This is a genomic window from uncultured Imperialibacter sp. (assembly GCF_963974565.1).
Lineage (GTDB): Bacteria > Bacteroidota > Bacteroidia > Cytophagales > Cyclobacteriaceae > Imperialibacter > Imperialibacter roseus.
The window spans coordinates 73,797-91,132 of sequence record NZ_CAXBCJ010000001.1; the positions used below are offsets into that span (position 1 = coordinate 73,797).

A 17,336-nucleotide genomic window follows, 5' to 3' on the forward strand; every position below is an offset into this window, starting at 1 on the left:
AATGTCCCAAGATGTCACTTTGGCCAAACTCCCTCAGCCATCACCACAAAAAAATCCCGCAAGCAACTGCGGGATTTTCATTTTCCGGGCGTCCCCTGAATCACTCAGCAGCCGGGAGATACCGCCACAGCGTAGAGTACATTGCCGGAAACATAGAGTTTAAACACTTTCTCAACAGGTGCTGCCGGCGTCCACAAGGCGAATTTCAGTGAAGCATATAGCGGGTTGCCAAAGCCTGCGTGAACACGCTGCCATGTGTTACCCATGTCCGATGAACGGAATATACCATCCGGATGACCGACGAATAAATAGTTACCCATTTGCTTAACAGATGAAATGTTCTTCGACGGCTGAAGTCCTTCATCAATGGCTTGCCAGGTTTTTCCGCCATCAAATGAAGTGTGGATCCTTCTGGATTGAGTTCGTGTGTTGTAGGCTATCGCAGCAAATCCACCATCGATACGTTCAACAGCTATGCCTACGCCCCCCTCGCTGATGACCCATTCCCAGGTGTCGCCATTGTCGGTCGAGCGCATGATCCCCTGTTGCCCAGTAGCCAATAGAACACCTTCTGACTCGACGATATTATCAACCCAGCCTTTTTGGACTGGCTTCCAGCTTTGTGCTTTGTCGGTAGATTTGGAAAGACTCTTGCCTGTCCCCATAAATACCGTCCCATCAGACGTTTCAAAAATAGTTGCTACCGAATGCGTTATAAGGTCTGTGTATATCGGCAACCATGTGTCTGATGAGGGCTTTTTTCGATAAATGTGACCATCAAAACTGTAGGCCATCACTCCGGATTGATTGAAAGTAATGGAAGTACTTTTTAGATCAGGAACATTCTCCTTTTCCCAAACATGCGTTTTAAGATTACTCTTGCTGCGATACAATGCACCGTTGGTACTTAAATAGATTTCTGACTCACCGGCAAAAAAGCCCATACGCTCTTCTATCTCAGGCAAACCGTGGCTGATATCTTGCCATGTGTGGCCGCCATCTTTTGATTGAAGAATGACATTGGTGGCTTCGGCCTCTTTAGTTGGTTCAACCATCTTTGTTTCAGCTGACGGTTCTGAAGCCTGATTGCCTGCAAAGAAATGAAGCAGAAAATACAAAAGGGGTGGATGCATGAAAGGCATAGCGAATTTGGTTTTAATGAAAATGATAACTCAAAACTACAGGCATGACAGCCCAACGCAGCCATTTCATTTGTAAAATGATTGTAAATGATACGTAAAAAGATGAGGGCAAAGCCACAAAAAGCCAGCACTGTGATTTTTGTGGTGGTGGGCGCTGTACATGATGGGAACAAGCAAAGGCTTTGGCAGCAGCCCAAACAACCAGAAGTTTTATATTTTCGTACAAAGAGAAAATCGCCAGCAATCCTTTTCGAGCTCCATGAAAGTAGATTACGATGACTTTTTAGGCTTTAAATCCAGCAGGTTTGACTCCGATCTTTGCACAGTTTCCGTTGTGAATTATGAAAGTGCTGTGTCGGAAGAATGGCATCGGCATGAAAATTTCCATCTGTCGGCTATACTAAAGGGAGGCAACCTGGAATCACGGAAAAAGGATGACATTCAGGTGCTGCCGGGCAAGCTGATGATTTACCACCAGGGGGAGATTCACCGCAATAGGTTTACCCAGTTCCCGTCCAAAAACCTGAACCTGGAAATAAAGAATGGTTTCTTTCAGCATAACGACCTGGCTCCCGACAGTTTGGATGCAACACCCTCCAGCCAAATCGACACCTATTTCCACGTCTTTAAAATATACCGGGAGTTGGCAGTCAACGACGGATATTCCGCCGACGCCATCCACGCATCGCTGACATCCGCATTTTCAAAAAAGGAGAAACCCAACCCACAACCAGTTTGGTTAAAGCGGCTTCTGGAAATAGTAAACGATAGGTGGGATGAGTTCATCTCCCTCGATGAGCTAGCCACAGAGCTGGGTATACACCCCGTTACTATCTCAAAATATTTTCAAAAATACTGCCATTGCACCCTGGCCGACTATCTGCGAAAAGTGAAGGTTGACAGGGCTATGCAATTGATACTGTACAGCAAAAAGTCCTTCACCGAAATAGCCTTTGCCTGCGGCTTTTCCGACCAAAGCCATATGACCCGGCTCTTCAAGCTATACCTCGGCTTTAACCCCAGGCAGCTGTCTCGTTTATAATTATTAAGCAGGCTAATCTCATTCTATTTTGTGGGGGCGCTTCTGTTCACCTTCGCAAAACAAAACTGATAAGCCATGACGAAAATAATCACAATAGCGCTTTCGCTGTCCCTTTGCTCCCTTTGCTGCCAATCGCAAGATTTATCAAAACGGACGATTAAAGACGCATCCTACAAAGTAGCAGAGCTCGTAAAGGCCAACTATGTGCTGAAAGATAAGGGCAACGACATCGCCGCCAGCTTTATAAAAGATTTTGAAAAAGGCAGGTTTAACTTTGCTGCGAGCTGGAAACAACTCGATTCAGTAATGACCAAGAGCCTGCGGGAGGTTAGTAACGATGGTCATCTTTATGTCTGGCACAATCTGGAAATCGTCAAAGAGTTGAAAGGTCAGACTGAAGAAAAAAAGGAAGAAACTAGTGAAGAAACGACTTCCTTCTTCAATAACAAAAAAGCCTACGACAGCAATTTTGGGTTTCAGCAGCTCGAAATTCTTGAGGGAAACGTCGGCTACATGAAGCTTTCCCAGATCAACATTTCAGCAGAAAGCCTCAAGACCCTCTACGCAGCCATGGAATTTATAAAGAATACCCATGCGCTCATTATCGACCTGAGAAACAATGGTGGCGGTGGCAGCACAGTGGGTGCCGTCTTTGAAACTTTCTTTCTGGAAAAAGAAACCGAGCTCCTTGAATTCAAAAACAGAACTGGGAGTGTGGAAATGAATAAAACTGTTGGTTGGCTTCTAGGAAAAAAATATACAAAACCGCTATACATCCTGACCAACAGTGGCACAGCTTCGGCGGCTGAGGCATTTACTTTTGCGTTACAAAACCTGGGAAGGGCCACTGTTGTTGGGACGCCTTCGGCAGGTGCTGCCTTTATGAATCAGTATTATCTGGTCAATGATCAGCTGATCGTATCAGTATCAAGCGACGCACCTTTTTTGCCTGGCACCCAAATTAGCTGGCAGGGTACTGGCATTCAGCCAAACGTGGCCGCCAATGATGACGAGGCCAGGGAGAAAGCGTTGCAGCATATCAAAGGGCGGCTCGGTAAGGAGTAATTCCCTGCCAGGTGGCTGATAGCCCGGTCTGCTTTCTTGCTTGTTGGGGAAGTGCTGGCGGGAGTTTTCTAAATGAGCAACCCCTGCACTGCTCAAAAGAAGACTCTCGCCGTAATTTCCCTACTTTTGTTTTATGCAAATCAATGGTTCCTTCATCCAGCGCTATACGCAAAACGACAAGCTGGCCATTCGCTCAGCTCGTCCGGATTTGTAATCAGGAAGCTCTATCGCCAGGTTTGGAACCCGGAAAACTCAGACCCTATTCCCAAAATCCCATTGTGTCTTCACGCACGGCACACAGCACAAAAAAATCCCGCAAGCAGTTGCGAGATTTTCAATTTCCGGGTAGTGAGCTGAAGGCAACTCTCATTCTCTGGACTGGTTCGTGAACACCCGGGGACTGGGCGCCGGCGTGTATTTGGTGTACCTCACATCCCCCATGTTCTCACGCATCTCCATGCCTGGCCAGAAGCTGATCTTGTTGCGCTTGATGCTGTAGTTGCCTACCTCATCGGGGGTTTTGTAGCCTTTGCTGTGGATGGTCACCTTAAAGCGACCCAGTTGGCCCATGTTCACATTGCGGCCGTTGCGAAGAAACTTTGGCACCAGCTCCAGAAAGTTCTCGATCACGGCCATGGCATCGGCGGTGGTAACGGTGCTGCGGGAGCTAATCTCCTTCACCATTTCCCGGAGGGTTACTTCACGTTCTCTTACGATGCCAGCGTAGTACTTGATTTCACCTCCACCCACCACTCCCGGCTCGGTACGAGGTATTGCTTTATACAGAATAGACATGATTTTAACATTTAAATTGTGACTAATTGATTTAACTGGTGTTTCAGGTGGTAAAGACCACACGAAACGGGTATTGAATGAGGAACCCGGCCGGATTTCCTTGTCGGTCGTGGACTGAAAAGTCGTTCGTTGAAGGCCTTCGTGGAAGCTGTTTTTCGTTCCTGACTTACGGTTTTTTACAATTCAACTTTAGTGCCAAAAAATGTATTTCAATCGATTGAAATGAAAATTTTTAAAGAAATTTCATTCATTAAAACCCGAAAGAAAAAATCATCAAAAGGTTGGTTCAATAGTCCAACCCAATCGGCTTTCCTTCGTTTAAAGCGGCGTTCGAAAAACCGCTCAGCGCTGCACTTGCAGGTGCCCTGGAGGCAACCGTCCTCAGCACCTGGTTATTGCCATTTTCAGTTAAGCGCTTAACCGGGTAGTTGTTAAGGGCTTAACCGCATGGCAGTTAAAGGCTTAACCGGGTACCAGTTAAGGGCATAACCGATAGGTAGTTAAGCGCTTAACTGAAAACGAATCACCGCATTACTTGAGACGGATAAGGGCATTACTGGAAAGAGGGATGGATTAAGAGGGGTTTCAAATTGATATCAGAAGGTGCATCAAATGGTTTTGGCAGTACGGGTAATAACTTATTGCGGAAAATTGAATATATTATCGAGATAAGGTATGTTAATCAGCCTCTTGGTTTATACTGGTTTTTAGTAGCAATTTTCAATAATGAGAAATATATGTCTGGCCATTATCCTATCCATACTTTGTTTGGATAAGCTTAAAGGGCAAGAGGGTATCTTAAACAATAAATTAAGTGGGGTTTGGTCAGACAAAGCCTGCCTCGACAATCTAGTTCATCACAATTCTTTGACCAAAGCATTCAAGGAAAGAGGAGAACTTTACGATGGATTGCTTATAAAAAATGACACATTAATCCTCGCTCTTCATCCTAACGCAATGGAAGAAGATTGGCTTTTTCTAAATACAGAAAATGGGCGATTCGAAAATGAAAGAGGCTACATTAAGATTAGTAGTATCTTAAACGCTCTGACTATTCAAGCTGAAGTACATTTCGAAGATCAGACTGAAATAAAGACTTTTATAAAAGTTATTGACGAACAAGAAGCGACTAGAACTAACTCAAGTTTAGGCTTACATCTCCAGAGGCTTTATCGATTATGGTTTGCTAATGAATATCAGGTGATAGACAGTAATGAAGTAATAGGAACCCTTCTTTTCACCGAACAGGGAAACACGGAGGGGTATATTGATAATTCATTGTATAATTTTTTCCTATGGGACGAAAATACCGCAATTCTGAGCTTGGAAAACTGGAAAACAAAGAATAATACCTATTATATTTTGACATACACTGACTCTATATTCCATTTAGTACAAGTAAAAGAACCTGAATGGAGTGAACGGCCAAAAGCCTTGAAATCAGTGGGTGATAGAATAACATTAAGAAGAAGCCTCTAACAAATGCTCCCATAAATGGGAATTTATTAAATCGAGGCTAGTGGAAGCGGAGCTGAATAAAACTCCCACACTCATTTTACCGAGACATTATGTTTAATAATCTTCTAATGCGCATAGGGCTGACTGTATCAATGGCACTCTTGCTGGTTTTCCCCTCATGGGCAAAGCAAACAACCCCAAACTGGCTGTTCAGTAAGTTGAATTTGCAAGCTGACAGCGTAAAGACTAGCCTGATTGCGTCAAAGAAGCACCCACTTAACGACAATGTCATCTGGTGTTTCCCCTTAATAACTGAGTACGATTGTGACCGAGAATGCTGGGTGGCCGATCTATTCGTTGTTATTGCCACTGCCGACGAAGAAATTGTTACATACAGTAGGTTTGAAAGCGCTTTAATTTCGGATGCCGTTTACCCATTTGATATTTGGATTGACACTGCTCCGTTCAATGTTTCAGTAAGCCATAGAGCTTTTGGAATAAGAATCGAATTAACAACTAACTCAAGAGCTGCTTCATATTCCGGCGAAGAATTTTTGTTGATGCTGGAACGTCAAGACTCAATCGACCAGCTATTTAGAATAGACTCAAAGACCGCCGTGGCATATGGCGGCGGTGAATGCCAGGAAACTGAAGTACACAAACGAGAAAGTCTATTTATCATTGACAAGGAAAATGTGGTAAATAGTCACTTCTCAATAATTGAGAATCTAAAGTATCAACACTTCTTTCTAACTGAAGACTGCGAGGAGGGAAATAAAGACACCGAACAATTTAAAAATGTTTTTGTGTTTGAGGGTGGCAAATATCAAGCAGTAGGACAGCGACAAACCGGCTGGTAAAAAGATAACACAGCGGTAAAAATGAATGTGGGCTTCACCGGTTATCAACGGTCAGTTGGCTTGGAATGTCCACCACAAGGGTTAATTTTAACATCGCCGTGGCTAAGTGCAAGTGGAAGCGGAGCTGCATAAAATTCGCACACTCATTTTACCGAGGTTAGCACACATAAAACTTAACGCACATGAACTGGGACAAAGCAATGGGACTCCCTTCTAAAAGCTACAAATGCGGACATTGTGGAGAATCGCTATCTTCAGCTCAGGGCTATTTATCAAAAGGCAGCCGTAACGGTCAGAATGTTACCGATGGGTATATCTATGTGTGTCATAGTTGCAAAAAACCAACATTCTTTGATGTATATGAAGGTACGCAAACACCGGGACCAGTTATTGGAAACCCTGTCAAACATATACCTGATGCAGACGTTGAACAACTCTTTAATGAGGCTAAATCTTGTTATTCGATTTCTGCCTATACATCAAGTGTTATGTGTTGTCGTAAGCTTTTAATGAATATATCGGTAGCCGAAGGGGCAAAAGCTGGGAAGGGATTTGCTGATTATGTGAACTACCTCAACGACAACAATTATATACCTCCCAACGGAAAGAAGTGGGTAGACAGCATTCGTAAACTTGGTAATGAAGCTAATCACAAAATTGAGTTTAGGACTAAAGAAGAAGCAGAACGAATTCTAGTTTTTACGGAAATGCTTCTAAGATTCATTTATGAAATGTCGGGAATCATGATGGAAACTGAATCCCCTGAGACTCCAACTGAAACAGAATAAATAAACATTTGCTATTAGTCGCTTGCACCGATCCCTATCGACGGGTTTGAAACCCGGAATACTGAAAACTCAGCCTCGTTTGGTCTACTCTTCTTCTTAGACAACCCAATCAGCCGCCCTCTCTCGGAATAGCATATTCCACGTTGCCGGAAACGATCACATTGAAAACCTTCTCATCGACGGAAGGGCGGATCAATTCCTGGCGTAGCCTTCCCTGAAAGGACTTGAAGTCTGGCAACCAAAACACACCAGTTAAAGACCTCACTGTAATTCTTACCGATGACTCGTTATTAAGCCGTTCAAAGAATGTGGATTTCGACGGGGCTCAATCTGACACATTCTTTTAAGATTTAAGGTCACGTCATCTCATTTTGTCCGGTTTGCCAAAAATGTTACCTCTCGAAATGACGAACAGCAGATAAAAAAACCGTTCGTCCTATAGCAAATGAAAATTTCTACCGAAAGATGTAGCTTAAAGGTTGAACAGCTAAGCAAATAAGTTACGTCATGAAAAACACCCCTGAATCAAGAAGGAAATTTTTAAAGAATAGTGTGTTGGCGGCTTCTGCAGTCACGATTGTGCCGAGGCATGTCCTTGGCGGCGTCGGGTATACCGCACCCAGCGACCAACTCAATCTCGCAGCAATTGGTGCTGGCGGGAAAGGTGCCAGCGATATCAAACTGGCTTCGGTGGAAGGCCGTGAAAATGTAATTGCTCTCTGCGATGTGGATTTCTCCGGATCGGCTTCCAGGTCGGTACAAAATTTCCCAAAGGCCAAACTGTATGCCGATTACAGGGAAATGCTGGACAAGGAAAAAGACATTGACGCCGTGACCATTTCAACCCCCGATCATGTACACGGTCCCGCTGCCAAGTATGCCATGGACAGGGGAAAGCATGTTTACGTACAAAAGCCACTGACCCATAATATCCGGGAGGCTCGCCTCCTCACCGAGCTGGCACGAAAGCAAAAAGTAGTGACCCAAATGGGAAACCAGGGAGGCAGTAACCCGCTGCTCGACATGGTACAAAAGTGGATTGATTCGGGTCAGGTAGGTAAAATTTCGAAAGTACAGATCTGGACCAATCGCCCGGTGTGGCCACAAGGCATTCCCTTCCCGGAGCCTGACCCTAATGCGAAACCTAAGGATCTTAACTGGGATCTTTGGCTCGGGCCATCACCGACCCTGGCTTTCACACCCAATCTGCATCCGTTCAACTGGAGAGGCTGGTGGGACTACGGAACAGGCGCTTTGGGAGATGTGGGATGCCATTTGATCGATATTCCATTCCGCACATTGGGCTTGAAATACCCCAAGTCGGCTGAAGCCAGTGTAGCTTCGATATACAGCAAAATGTGGACACCTGACTATTATCCCAAGGGTTGTCCGCCATCTTCCTTCATTACCCTTCAGTTTGATGGTACTGACAAGAGCAAATCTCCTATCGAAATGACCTGGAGCGACGGAGGAATTCGTCCGGCTCACCCGGATATAATCCCTGCCAACATGGACATCGGCGGAGCCAACAGCGACAACGGCGTACTAATCATTGGCGACAAAGGACTTATTTCTACCAACATCAATGACAGTTCGCCGCTTATGCCCAAATTGTTCCTGTATGATGGTACCACAGATTTTGGCCCGGAAAAAGAGGAAATGCCCGTTCCTGAGTATGGACATCAAAAGAAATGGGTGGAAGCTTGCAAAGCTGGTTTTGGAAGCAAGGAGCACAAGGGACTCACCTCCTCTTTCGATTACGCCGGTCCGATGACGGAAACAGTACTTATGGGGAATCTGGCCATCCGGAGTTATATGCTCAGAAAGGAGATCTCGCAAAATAAATGGGAGTATTACGGGCGCAAAAAGCTTCTATGGGATGGTGAAAACATGAAAATCACCAATTTGGAAGAGGCCAATCAGTTTGTGGGTAGAACCTACAGAAAGGGCTGGGAGGTATAATCCGCTGCACCACCCCCGCCTCCATAGCATGCGTCACTTCGTATCTTGCTTCCCGAGCTATCGGGAGGCGGGATAGAAGTTTCCGGCCCGGGTAGCAGCTCGCTTCCTCCCGCAAGTTTGGCCACAGGAGTAACTTGTGGGAATACCAGTCAAGTTTTCAGCTTGCTTTTGAATTGTTGGGTTTTGGGGAGATATATGCAACGGCCCAGTGCAACCATCATGGAGATATCTCCCTCTTAACTCGGTTCGATATGACGATGGTGTGGGTGAGTTTGTCGCTGCGCCACCCCGCATCAGCACTTCCGGATTTGCAAACCAATTGGTGAAACGGAAGAGTTGTCGCCGGGCTTGAAACCCGGTTTACATCAAGCTCAGTTTAGTCCGTTAGGTGCTTTTTTTTCAGGCTGACCATTCGCAGGGTATAAAAGCTCTCCAATCGTCCCGGGCCGTGTCTTCACGCCCGGCTTTGGGCATCGATGGTTGCGGGTGTGAAGACACACCCTCCAACTTTATCCAAAGGAAACGGCATTTTAGTAAAGTGCCTCTGTAGGACTAAGACGGATAGCTTCCTGATTTGCAAACCAGTTGGTGAAACCGGAAATGGTACCACCGGGTTTGAAACCCGCATTACTCAAGTATTACTCCTCAAACCAGCTTAGCTTCACCCCCATCGTCCTCGTTTGAGCGCTAGCGGAAACGAGGACGTGATGAGTCAGGCGATTGTATCGCCCTTGCTATATGGTCGTTTCGATAGCTTTCACGTCCAAATCACTCCCTAAACCAACTAAGCTCCGCTTCCTCCACCTGCTTTTTGAAGGCAGGCCATTCGGTAGCGTAGAAACTGTCCACCGCTTTCACAAAGTCCCCAACCAGTTGCTCTGCCTCTTCGATTACCTTCACGTCCTGGCTGGTAGGCACAAACAGTCGGCCTCTCAAGGCCTGGATGGCATCACCCTTTTTGGCATCGAGGTAAATTTGGAGGCCAACAAAGCTGAAATGTGTAAAATGCTATATTTATTCAAAATTGGCTAAAGATGAGATATCCGAGGTATGATTATACAACCGAAGATGATTTGTTGTATTATCAATTTTTCAGCATAGGGCCGAAGGGAAGAGTTAAGAAGGTTGTGGAGTATTCAAAAACCAACATGGAAGAAGTTTACAATCTGGCGTTTGGAGATTGGGACGAGGAAAATTCAAGGATTGATGACAAAACCATCACCAACAACGAGGACAGCTTAAAGGTTTTGGCTACAGTTGCGTCAACAGTTTATGCGTTCACTAACAAATACCCAAAGGCTTGGGTATTTGCAGCTGGAAGTAGCTTAACAAGAACTCGTTTGTATCGAATAGGGCTTGCTAATAACATCGTGGAAATCTCTGTTGATTTCCTGGTGTATGGATTAAAGAACGATGTTTGGGAGGAATTTACTGTCGGGCAAGATTATGATGCTTTTTTGGCAAGAAGGAAATAGGTAATTTAGTGTATCATGAAAATCGATGAATTAAATAAGCATAAGACCCCGATTGTGAAGATCGACAAAGGGTTGGACAAACTTAAGGGGCAGGTATTATTTCCGGAGAAACTCCAAATGGCAAACGATATCCTGAAGAAAGCTGGCCTCCCCAAGACCAAATAGAGTTCCCCAAATCTTCCTCGTTTCCGCTGTTGCTAAAACGAGCAGGGATGAAGCGGCGATTTTCTTGCCTTAACGCATTTCTTCACCCCCATCGTCCTCGTTTGAGCGCTAGCGGAAACGAGGACGTAATGAGTCAGGCGATTGTATCGCCCTCGCTATATGGTCGTTTCGATAGCTTTCACGTCCAACTCACTCCCTAAACCAACTCAGCTCCGCTTTCTCCACCTGCTTTTTATAAGCAGGCCATTCGGTAGCGTAGAAACTATCCACCGCTTTCACATAGTCCCCAACCAACTGTTCCGCTTCCTCAATTACCTTCACATCCTGACTAGTAGGCACAAAGAGTCGGCCACGCAAAGCCTGGGCAGCATCGCTCAACCTGGAAGTCGCCGTTACGGCAAACGACTGCCAGGCGCCCACCTGCTTATCGGGGCGAGGGGCACGGGCCAGGTCGTTAAGCGTTTTGATTTTTTGCTGTATGGCTTCGGAAGCCGTCACAACTTCTTTGGCTGCGACCGCTTTAGCCTGGGTTAGCACATGTTCTATCGTTTTGTCGCTCGCTTGCAACTTAGCCATGGCACTGGCCAGCTTTTCAGTAGAAACATTCAGGCGTTTGCTTAAAGTATACACAGCCTTGTCCACCTCCTCGTCGTATTCAAACCGTGGATCGGGAATCACCTTCACCGCCGTTTCTGAACTGGCATCGCCATACTTGACCACGATTTTATAGTCGCCGGGCAGCACAGGAATATCCCGTGAGTCCTCACCTGCCCACGCACCCGGCAGGCGGGCCATTTGCTCGTCGAGCTTCCAGGTAATGTAGTTGAGCCCAGCCACCACACTGTCGGTGTTTACTGTTTGGATCAGCTGGTTGTCGGCATTGTACACCTCAGCCATAGCTTTGTCACCTCCTTTGTTGTCTTTGACAAAAAACGGAATTTCCACTTTCTGAAATGGCTTGTTGGCACCCTCGAAAGTAGTATAAAAGCCTGTCCAGATATTGCCGGGAGGATTGATGAACAAGGCCTTTACCTGCACGGCGTCGTTGACTGGTAAAGCTGTCAACGGCTGTTGCTCCAGCTTGCCTTTGGCTAATTCACGTAGCGACAACAGATCATCCAGCACCCAAATGGCCCGACCGAAGGTGCCCACAATCAGCGCCGATTCCCGTTGCTGTATCGCCATGTCCATCGTAGACACAGAGGGAAAGCCATTCTTGAATTGCTCCCAGGTTTTGCCTTCGTCTATGCTGATCCACAGACCATTTTCAGTCCCCAGAAACACCAGCTTTGGTTCTTTGCTGTCGGGCATCACCGACAACGCATACCCTTTTACCTGACTGGCTTCAGCCATGCGTACCCAGGTTTTCCCGTAGTCCTGCGTGCGAAACAAGTAAGGTGCATAATCGCCCTGCCGATAGTTATTGGCCACCAGCCATACTTCACCTGCTTTGTGGGGCGATGTTTGCATCTGAGCAAGCCAAGCCTGTTTTGGAAGGCCTTTGATATTGGCAGTGACATTCGTCCAGGTTTTGCCTCCGTCCTTGGTCAAATGCACAAGTCCATCGTCAGACCCCGCCCAAATAACGTTTTTGTCAAGGTAGCTCACGGCCAGACTTATGATCGAATTGTAAATCTCCGCCCCGGAAGCATCAATGGTGAGTCCGCCGTAGTCCTGCTTTTGGTGATCGGGGTTATTGGTGGTGAGGTCAGGCGAAATGATCGTCCAGGTTTTTCCCTTGTCGGTGGTTTTGTGCACAAACTGACTGCCGTGGTAAGCCACATCGTTGTTGTTTGGATCCTGCGCAAACCCAGCGTTCCAGTTGTAGCGCAGGCGGGTGTTCATGTTCGGTGCCCTGGGTTGAATGTGCTGGTAATAGCCCGTCAGCTTGTCATAGCGATAAAGCTCCCCATTTTGGGAAGTACCATAACCAAAGCGGGAGTCTACCGAATCAGGCTGTATGATAAAGCCGTCTCCACCGACCAAATACTGCCAGTACAGCGTGCGGATGCCACCCCGTTTCCACACATAACCAGGGCCCGACCAGTTGCCGTTGTCCTGCATGCCCCCGTACACACTGTAGGGCATGTCTTCATCCACATTGATGTGGTAAAACTGTGCCACCGGGATTGTTTCAGGGAAATACCAGGCTTTGCCATGGTCGTGGGTGATGCCAATGCCTCCATCGCCACCAATGATAAAGAAAGTGGGATCGTTGGGGTCTACCCAAAAGGCATGGAAGTCGGCGTGGATGCCCTTGGTCTCGTCAGCGGGGATCATCGGTACCGGATCGAAAGACACACCGCCGTCGTAGCTCACATGCAGTGGCTGGTAGATGTTGTATAGCCTGTTCGGGTCTTTGGTGTCCACAGCCAGCTCCTGAAAGTAGAACGGCCTGTTGTTGGTGAACCTGGGGTTGTCGTTGATCATCTTCCACGACAAGCCGCCGTCGTCGCTGCGATAAAGCGCATTTTTGGTAGCCTCCACTTTGGCATAAATCCGATCCGGGTTACTCGGGGCAATGGCCAATCCTATCCTACCCAGCTCACCCGCAGGTAGTCCTTCTTTTTCACTCAGGCTCTTCCAGGTCTCACCACCATTATAAGTCATATACAGTCCAGACCCTGGACCACCTGACGTGAAGCTGTAGGGCGTGCGCCGATGCTCATACATGGCAGCAAGCAGCTTGTTTGGGTTAGTTGGATCCATCACCAGATCGGCAACACCAGACTTGTCGTTGGTATAAAGGATTTTCTTCCAGGTAAGGCCACCGTCTGTTGTCTTGTACAAGCCCCGTTCGGTATGTGGTGTAAACGGATCGCCCATCACACCTACGTATACCGTGTTGCCGTCACTCGGATCAATGATAATCCTATGAATCGTTTTGGAGTTTTCCAGCCCTACTCTCTTCCACGTTTTTCCAGCATCCAACGACTTGAACAGGCCCAAACCCAGGTTCATGGAGTTGCGGGGGTTGCCCTCACCAGTACCCGCCCATACCACACTGGGGTTGCTCTGCTGCACGGCAATAGCGCCAATATTAACGGTTGGGGCATCATCAAAAATACTTTCCCAGGCAGTGCCACCATTCTCTGATTTCCACACCCCTCCGGAGGCAGCACCTATGTAAATAACCTTCGTGGGAGTGTCGGCCACAGCAGCAATGGCGGTAATTCGCCCGCTCATATTGGCCGGGCCTACATTGCGAATTTTGAGGTTTTGGAATTTATCGGAAGGGAATTTTTGTGCGAGACTGCCAGAAAGGGTAGCAATACTCATGGCAAAAATGAGAACGTATTTGATGTGCTTTTCAGAAATCATACCTGTATGTTTAACGAAGGAAAGTTATTAACCAAACACCGATAACTCAACCGGCAAAAGGATGGATGGAGAAAACAACCAACCTTCGGCCATACTTCCGACATCTGCCCACAAAACCATTTGGGGTATTTCCTTTATGTTAACATATTCGTATGTTATTAAAGAACACATAATGGCTGCGTCAGCTCATTTGGCTGGCCTGATCGATATTATTGCACCCGGAGCGTGTTTACGCTGGTCTAACCTGTTTGAAAACAATATTTATGAGCGATTCGAGAAGAGAGTTCCTTAAAAAAGCGGCCCTGCTGGCTGGTGGCACCAGCGTTTGGAGCACACTGCCCATTTCGATTGAAAAGGCTTTGGCTATTTCACCTGATCCCGGCACTACTTTTTACGATGCCGAGCATGTGGTGGTGCTCATGCAGGAAAACCGCTCGTTCGACCACTGCTTTGGCATGCTCAAAGGGGTACGTGGCTTCAACGACCCACTCGCTATTTCGCTGCCTGATAAAAACCCCGTTTGGTTTCAGCCAGATAGTGCCGGCAACAGGTTCGCCCCTTTCCGCCTCGACATGAAAGACACCAAAGCTACCTGGATGGGTGGAGTGCCCCACTCCTGGGAAGATCAGGTCGACGCCCGCAACAATGGTAAATATGATGGCTGGATAGAAGCAAAAAGGCCCGGCAACAAAGACTACAAGCACATCCCCCTTACCATGGGCTATTACACGAGAGAGGACATTCCATTTTATTACTCACTGGCTGATGCCTTCACCGTGTGCGATCAGCACTTCTGCGCCGCTCTTACCGGCACCACCACCAACCGCAGCTACCACTGGACTGGTAAAACACACGGCGAGCCAGGCGACAAAGCTAAAGTGAGGAATGGAGAAGTGACCTATGGCAGGGAGGCCAGCTGGGCCACCTTCCCTGAAAGACTGGAGGACAACGGCATTTCCTGGAAAGTCTATCAAAACGAAATCAGCCTGCCCACCAATGTGGAGGACGAGTCGCTGCTGGCCAACTTTACAGACAATAATCTGGAGTGGTTTACCCAGTATGGCGTGCGTTACAGTAAGGGTTTTCACGAGTACCTGAAGACGAAAGAAAAAGAGCTGCCCAGCGATCTGGCTGCCCTGGAAAAACAACTGAATGCTCCCGGCGCAGATAAGCTCAAGTTGCAGGGGCAAATTGATGCAACAAAGAAGGGTATTGATCAGGTAAACGACCTCCTGCAGCAATGGACACCTGAAGCGTTTGAGAAGCTTTCTGCTCGTGCCAAAAACCTGCACAACAAGGCCTTCACAACCAATATCGGCGATCCCGACTATCACAAGGTCGAAGATATGACCTACTCCGACAATGGAACGGAGCGTACCACCAAAGTGCCTAAGGGGGACATCCTTCACCAGTTCCGCAAGGACGTCAAAGAAGGCAAGCTACCCACAGTTTCCTGGCTGGCAGCGCCACAGAAGTTTTCTGACCATCCGAGCGCTCCGTGGTATGGCGCCTGGTATGTGTCTGAGATAATGGACATCCTCACCGAGAATCCGGAGGTATGGAAAAAAACGATTTTCATTCTCAATTACGACGAAAACGATGGCTATTTCGATCACATCCCTCCTTTTGTGGCACCCAACCCAGCCGATCCAAATGATGGCAAAATTTCAGATGGCTTAAAAGCCGATGGTGAGTACGTGACCGTAGATGAAGAAATAAAAGCTGGCTTTGACGAGAAGGAGGCAAGGACTAGTCCGGTAGGTTTGGGTTACCGTGTGCCGCTTATTGTGGCCTCACCATGGTCTCGGGGTGGATGGGTGAATTCAGAAGTATGTGATATCACGTCTACCATCATGTTCATGGAAAAATTCCTTTCCAAAAAGACGGGTAAGAAAATCGAAGAGCCTAATATCAGCTCGTGGCGAAGGGCCATCAGTGGCGACCTTACTTCGGTGTTCAGGCCATATAATGGCGAGCAGGTTGACATGCCAGCCCCCCTTGACAGGAATAGGCATATTCAGGAAATCTACAATGCCAGCTTCAAAGGCTTGCCCAACAATTTCAAACCCCTCAAAGCAGATACCAGGATGTTGACGACACAGCTCCCAAAACAGGAGCCTGGCACCAAACCTTCCAATGCGCTTGGCTACGAGTTGCATGTTACCGGCAATTTGGCCCACGACAGCAAGCATTTCCGCATTCGCTTCAAAGCCGGAAAGGGCCTTTTTGGAGAGAACTCTTTAGGCGCACCATTCAATGTGTATGCTCCCGGCAAGTATCGCAACCCGACAACAAGTACTTTTGAACCGGTTAAAACATGGGCCTTTGCTGTTAAAGCTGGCGACGAAATCGAGTACCAGTGGCCATTGGATAACTTCGAGGATGGGCAATATCACCTGAGAGTGTATGGCCCAAACGGTTTTTTCAGGGAGTTTGTTGGCAACGAAGGGAATGGCGTAGACGTAACTTGTATCCCGGAAATGACTGGGGGAAAAGTTAATGGGAAGCTAAAAGTTTCCATCATCAACAGAAGCAAAGGTGCTTTGAAATTGGAGTTGAAAGATGATAAATACCAACACGTGGAGGAAGAGCTAAAGCTAAAAGCTGATGGTTTGGAAAGTGTAACGCTCAATACTGCGTCGAGCAAGGGATGGTACGACTTTTCAGTAACAAGCCCCAATGACCCCAACCTGAAAGTACGCTTTGCCGGGAGGCTCGAAACCGGAGCGGACAGTATATCGGATCCGTATATGGGGAGGGGGTAAACATTCCCCGATGTCATTGCGAGACCTAACATTTTTGGCAAACCGAACCAATTGAGATGACGTGATTCGAAATGTCAAAAGAATGTGTCAGATTGAGCTCCGTCGAAATCCACATTCTTTAAAAAACTCATTAACACGTCATCGGTAGCTAGTAGAAAATAGTCTTACCCTTTTAGTCAATGTTCAAACGAGCGTGGCAATCTGCCAGGCAGGGCAGGTATCCAGAAATAGCTTATTCCCATTCATCTCTCCAGCGTTTCTGAAGTACTAACGCATCCTCGCTAAACTTAATAACCCCACAATACTTCTGTGCATCAATGCCCTTTTTCGGCCCTCGGCTGCCTAACTTATCCAATACCTTTTGAATGGATTCCTTCGGCGCTCCTGATTTTAGAATTGTAACCATCAATTTATTATTTACTTGAAGTTAAACCTTGCTTCCATATTTTGTTGGACAAGCAACTACAGTTAACAATTTTCACAACCTCTTCACGACTC

15 protein-coding genes are annotated in these 17,336 nt (G+C 47.0%); 9 read left to right on the top strand and 6 right to left on the bottom strand.

Annotation, left to right across the window (positions count from 1 at the left end):
- Positions 1-104: 104 nt before the first annotated feature.
- Positions 105-1,142: an exo-alpha-sialidase gene (locus tag AAC052_RS00355; RefSeq protein ID WP_339810057.1), complete on the bottom strand. Its 1,038-nt coding sequence runs from the start codon at positions 1,140-1,142 to the stop codon at positions 105-107.
- 259 nt (positions 1,143-1,401) lie between these two features.
- Here AAC052_RS00355 and AAC052_RS00360 point away from each other — a divergent pair, with 259 nt between their 5' ends.
- Positions 1,402-2,184, top strand: a complete 783-nt coding sequence (locus tag AAC052_RS00360; RefSeq protein ID WP_339810058.1) for a helix-turn-helix transcriptional regulator — start codon at positions 1,402-1,404, stop codon at positions 2,182-2,184.
- Positions 2,185-2,259: 75 nt separating this feature from the next.
- On the top strand, positions 2,260-3,249 hold the full coding sequence (locus AAC052_RS00365) for a S41 family peptidase (RefSeq protein ID WP_339810060.1): 990 nt from the start codon (positions 2,260-2,262) through the stop codon (positions 3,247-3,249).
- Positions 3,250-3,615: 366 nt separating this feature from the next.
- Here AAC052_RS00365 and AAC052_RS00370 read toward each other — a convergent pair whose 3' ends face one another.
- Positions 3,616-4,044: an HU family DNA-binding protein gene (locus tag AAC052_RS00370; protein WP_339810061.1), complete on the bottom strand. Its 429-nt coding sequence runs from the start codon at positions 4,042-4,044 to the stop codon at positions 3,616-3,618.
- Between the two features lie 768 nt (positions 4,045-4,812).
- On the opposite strand from AAC052_RS00370, the gene AAC052_RS00375 reads away from it, so the two are divergent.
- The 3 genes from AAC052_RS00375 (at position 4,813) to AAC052_RS00385 (ending at position 7,150) form a co-directional block, all read left to right on the top strand.
- Positions 4,813-5,523 carry a hypothetical protein gene (locus tag AAC052_RS00375; RefSeq protein ID WP_339810062.1) on the top strand — a complete coding sequence of 237 codons (711 nt, stop codon included), beginning with the start codon at positions 4,813-4,815 and terminating at the stop codon, positions 5,521-5,523.
- Between the two features lie 107 nt (positions 5,524-5,630).
- On the top strand, positions 5,631-6,362 hold the full coding sequence (locus AAC052_RS00380; RefSeq protein WP_339810063.1) for a hypothetical protein: 732 nt from the start codon (positions 5,631-5,633) through the stop codon (positions 6,360-6,362).
- A gap of 182 nt (positions 6,363-6,544) precedes the next feature.
- Positions 6,545-7,150: a DUF4145 domain-containing protein gene (locus AAC052_RS00385; protein ID WP_339810065.1), complete on the top strand. Its 606-nt coding sequence runs from the start codon at positions 6,545-6,547 to the stop codon at positions 7,148-7,150.
- A 109-nt stretch (positions 7,151-7,259) separates the two neighbouring features.
- Here AAC052_RS00385 and AAC052_RS00390 read toward each other — a convergent pair whose 3' ends face one another.
- The gene (locus AAC052_RS00390) at positions 7,260-7,388 is read right to left on the bottom strand and encodes a hypothetical protein (RefSeq protein WP_339810066.1); all 129 of its coding nucleotides are present in this window, start codon (positions 7,386-7,388) and stop codon (positions 7,260-7,262) included.
- A gap of 269 nt (positions 7,389-7,657) precedes the next feature.
- Between AAC052_RS00390 and AAC052_RS00395 the strand changes: the two genes are divergently transcribed.
- Positions 7,658-9,112, top strand: coding sequence for a Gfo/Idh/MocA family oxidoreductase (locus tag AAC052_RS00395; RefSeq protein WP_339810067.1), 1,455 nt, complete (start codon positions 7,658-7,660; stop codon positions 9,110-9,112).
- A gap of 768 nt (positions 9,113-9,880) precedes the next feature.
- Here the strand turns inward: AAC052_RS00395 and AAC052_RS00400 are convergent.
- Positions 9,881-10,048, bottom strand: a complete 168-nt coding sequence (locus tag AAC052_RS00400) for a hypothetical protein (RefSeq protein ID WP_339810069.1) — start codon at positions 10,046-10,048, stop codon at positions 9,881-9,883.
- A 98-nt stretch (positions 10,049-10,146) separates the two neighbouring features.
- On the opposite strand from AAC052_RS00400, the gene AAC052_RS00405 reads away from it, so the two are divergent.
- Complete coding sequence (locus AAC052_RS00405; RefSeq protein WP_339810071.1) at positions 10,147-10,587, top strand: hypothetical protein; 441 nt, start codon at positions 10,147-10,149, stop codon at positions 10,585-10,587.
- Positions 10,588-10,602: 15 nt separating this feature from the next.
- Entirely contained in the window at positions 10,603-10,752 is a 150-nt protein-coding gene (locus AAC052_RS00410) for a hypothetical protein (RefSeq protein ID WP_339810073.1), read from the top strand.
- Between the two features lie 189 nt (positions 10,753-10,941).
- On the opposite strand, the gene AAC052_RS00415 is transcribed toward AAC052_RS00410, so the two are convergent.
- Positions 10,942-14,073: a hypothetical protein gene (locus tag AAC052_RS00415; protein WP_339810074.1), complete on the bottom strand. Its 3,132-nt coding sequence runs from the start codon at positions 14,071-14,073 to the stop codon at positions 10,942-10,944.
- A gap of 263 nt (positions 14,074-14,336) precedes the next feature.
- Between AAC052_RS00415 and AAC052_RS00420 the strand changes: the two genes are divergently transcribed.
- Positions 14,337-16,838 carry a phospholipase C, phosphocholine-specific gene (locus AAC052_RS00420; RefSeq protein WP_339810076.1) on the top strand — a complete coding sequence of 834 codons (2,502 nt, stop codon included), beginning with the start codon at positions 14,337-14,339 and terminating at the stop codon, positions 16,836-16,838.
- A gap of 232 nt (positions 16,839-17,070) precedes the next feature.
- Here the strand turns inward: AAC052_RS00420 and AAC052_RS00425 are convergent, their stop codons facing one another.
- The gene (locus tag AAC052_RS00425) at positions 17,071-17,244 is read right to left on the bottom strand and encodes a hypothetical protein (protein WP_339810077.1); all 174 of its coding nucleotides are present in this window, start codon (positions 17,242-17,244) and stop codon (positions 17,071-17,073) included.
- Positions 17,245-17,336 lie beyond the last annotated feature (92 nt).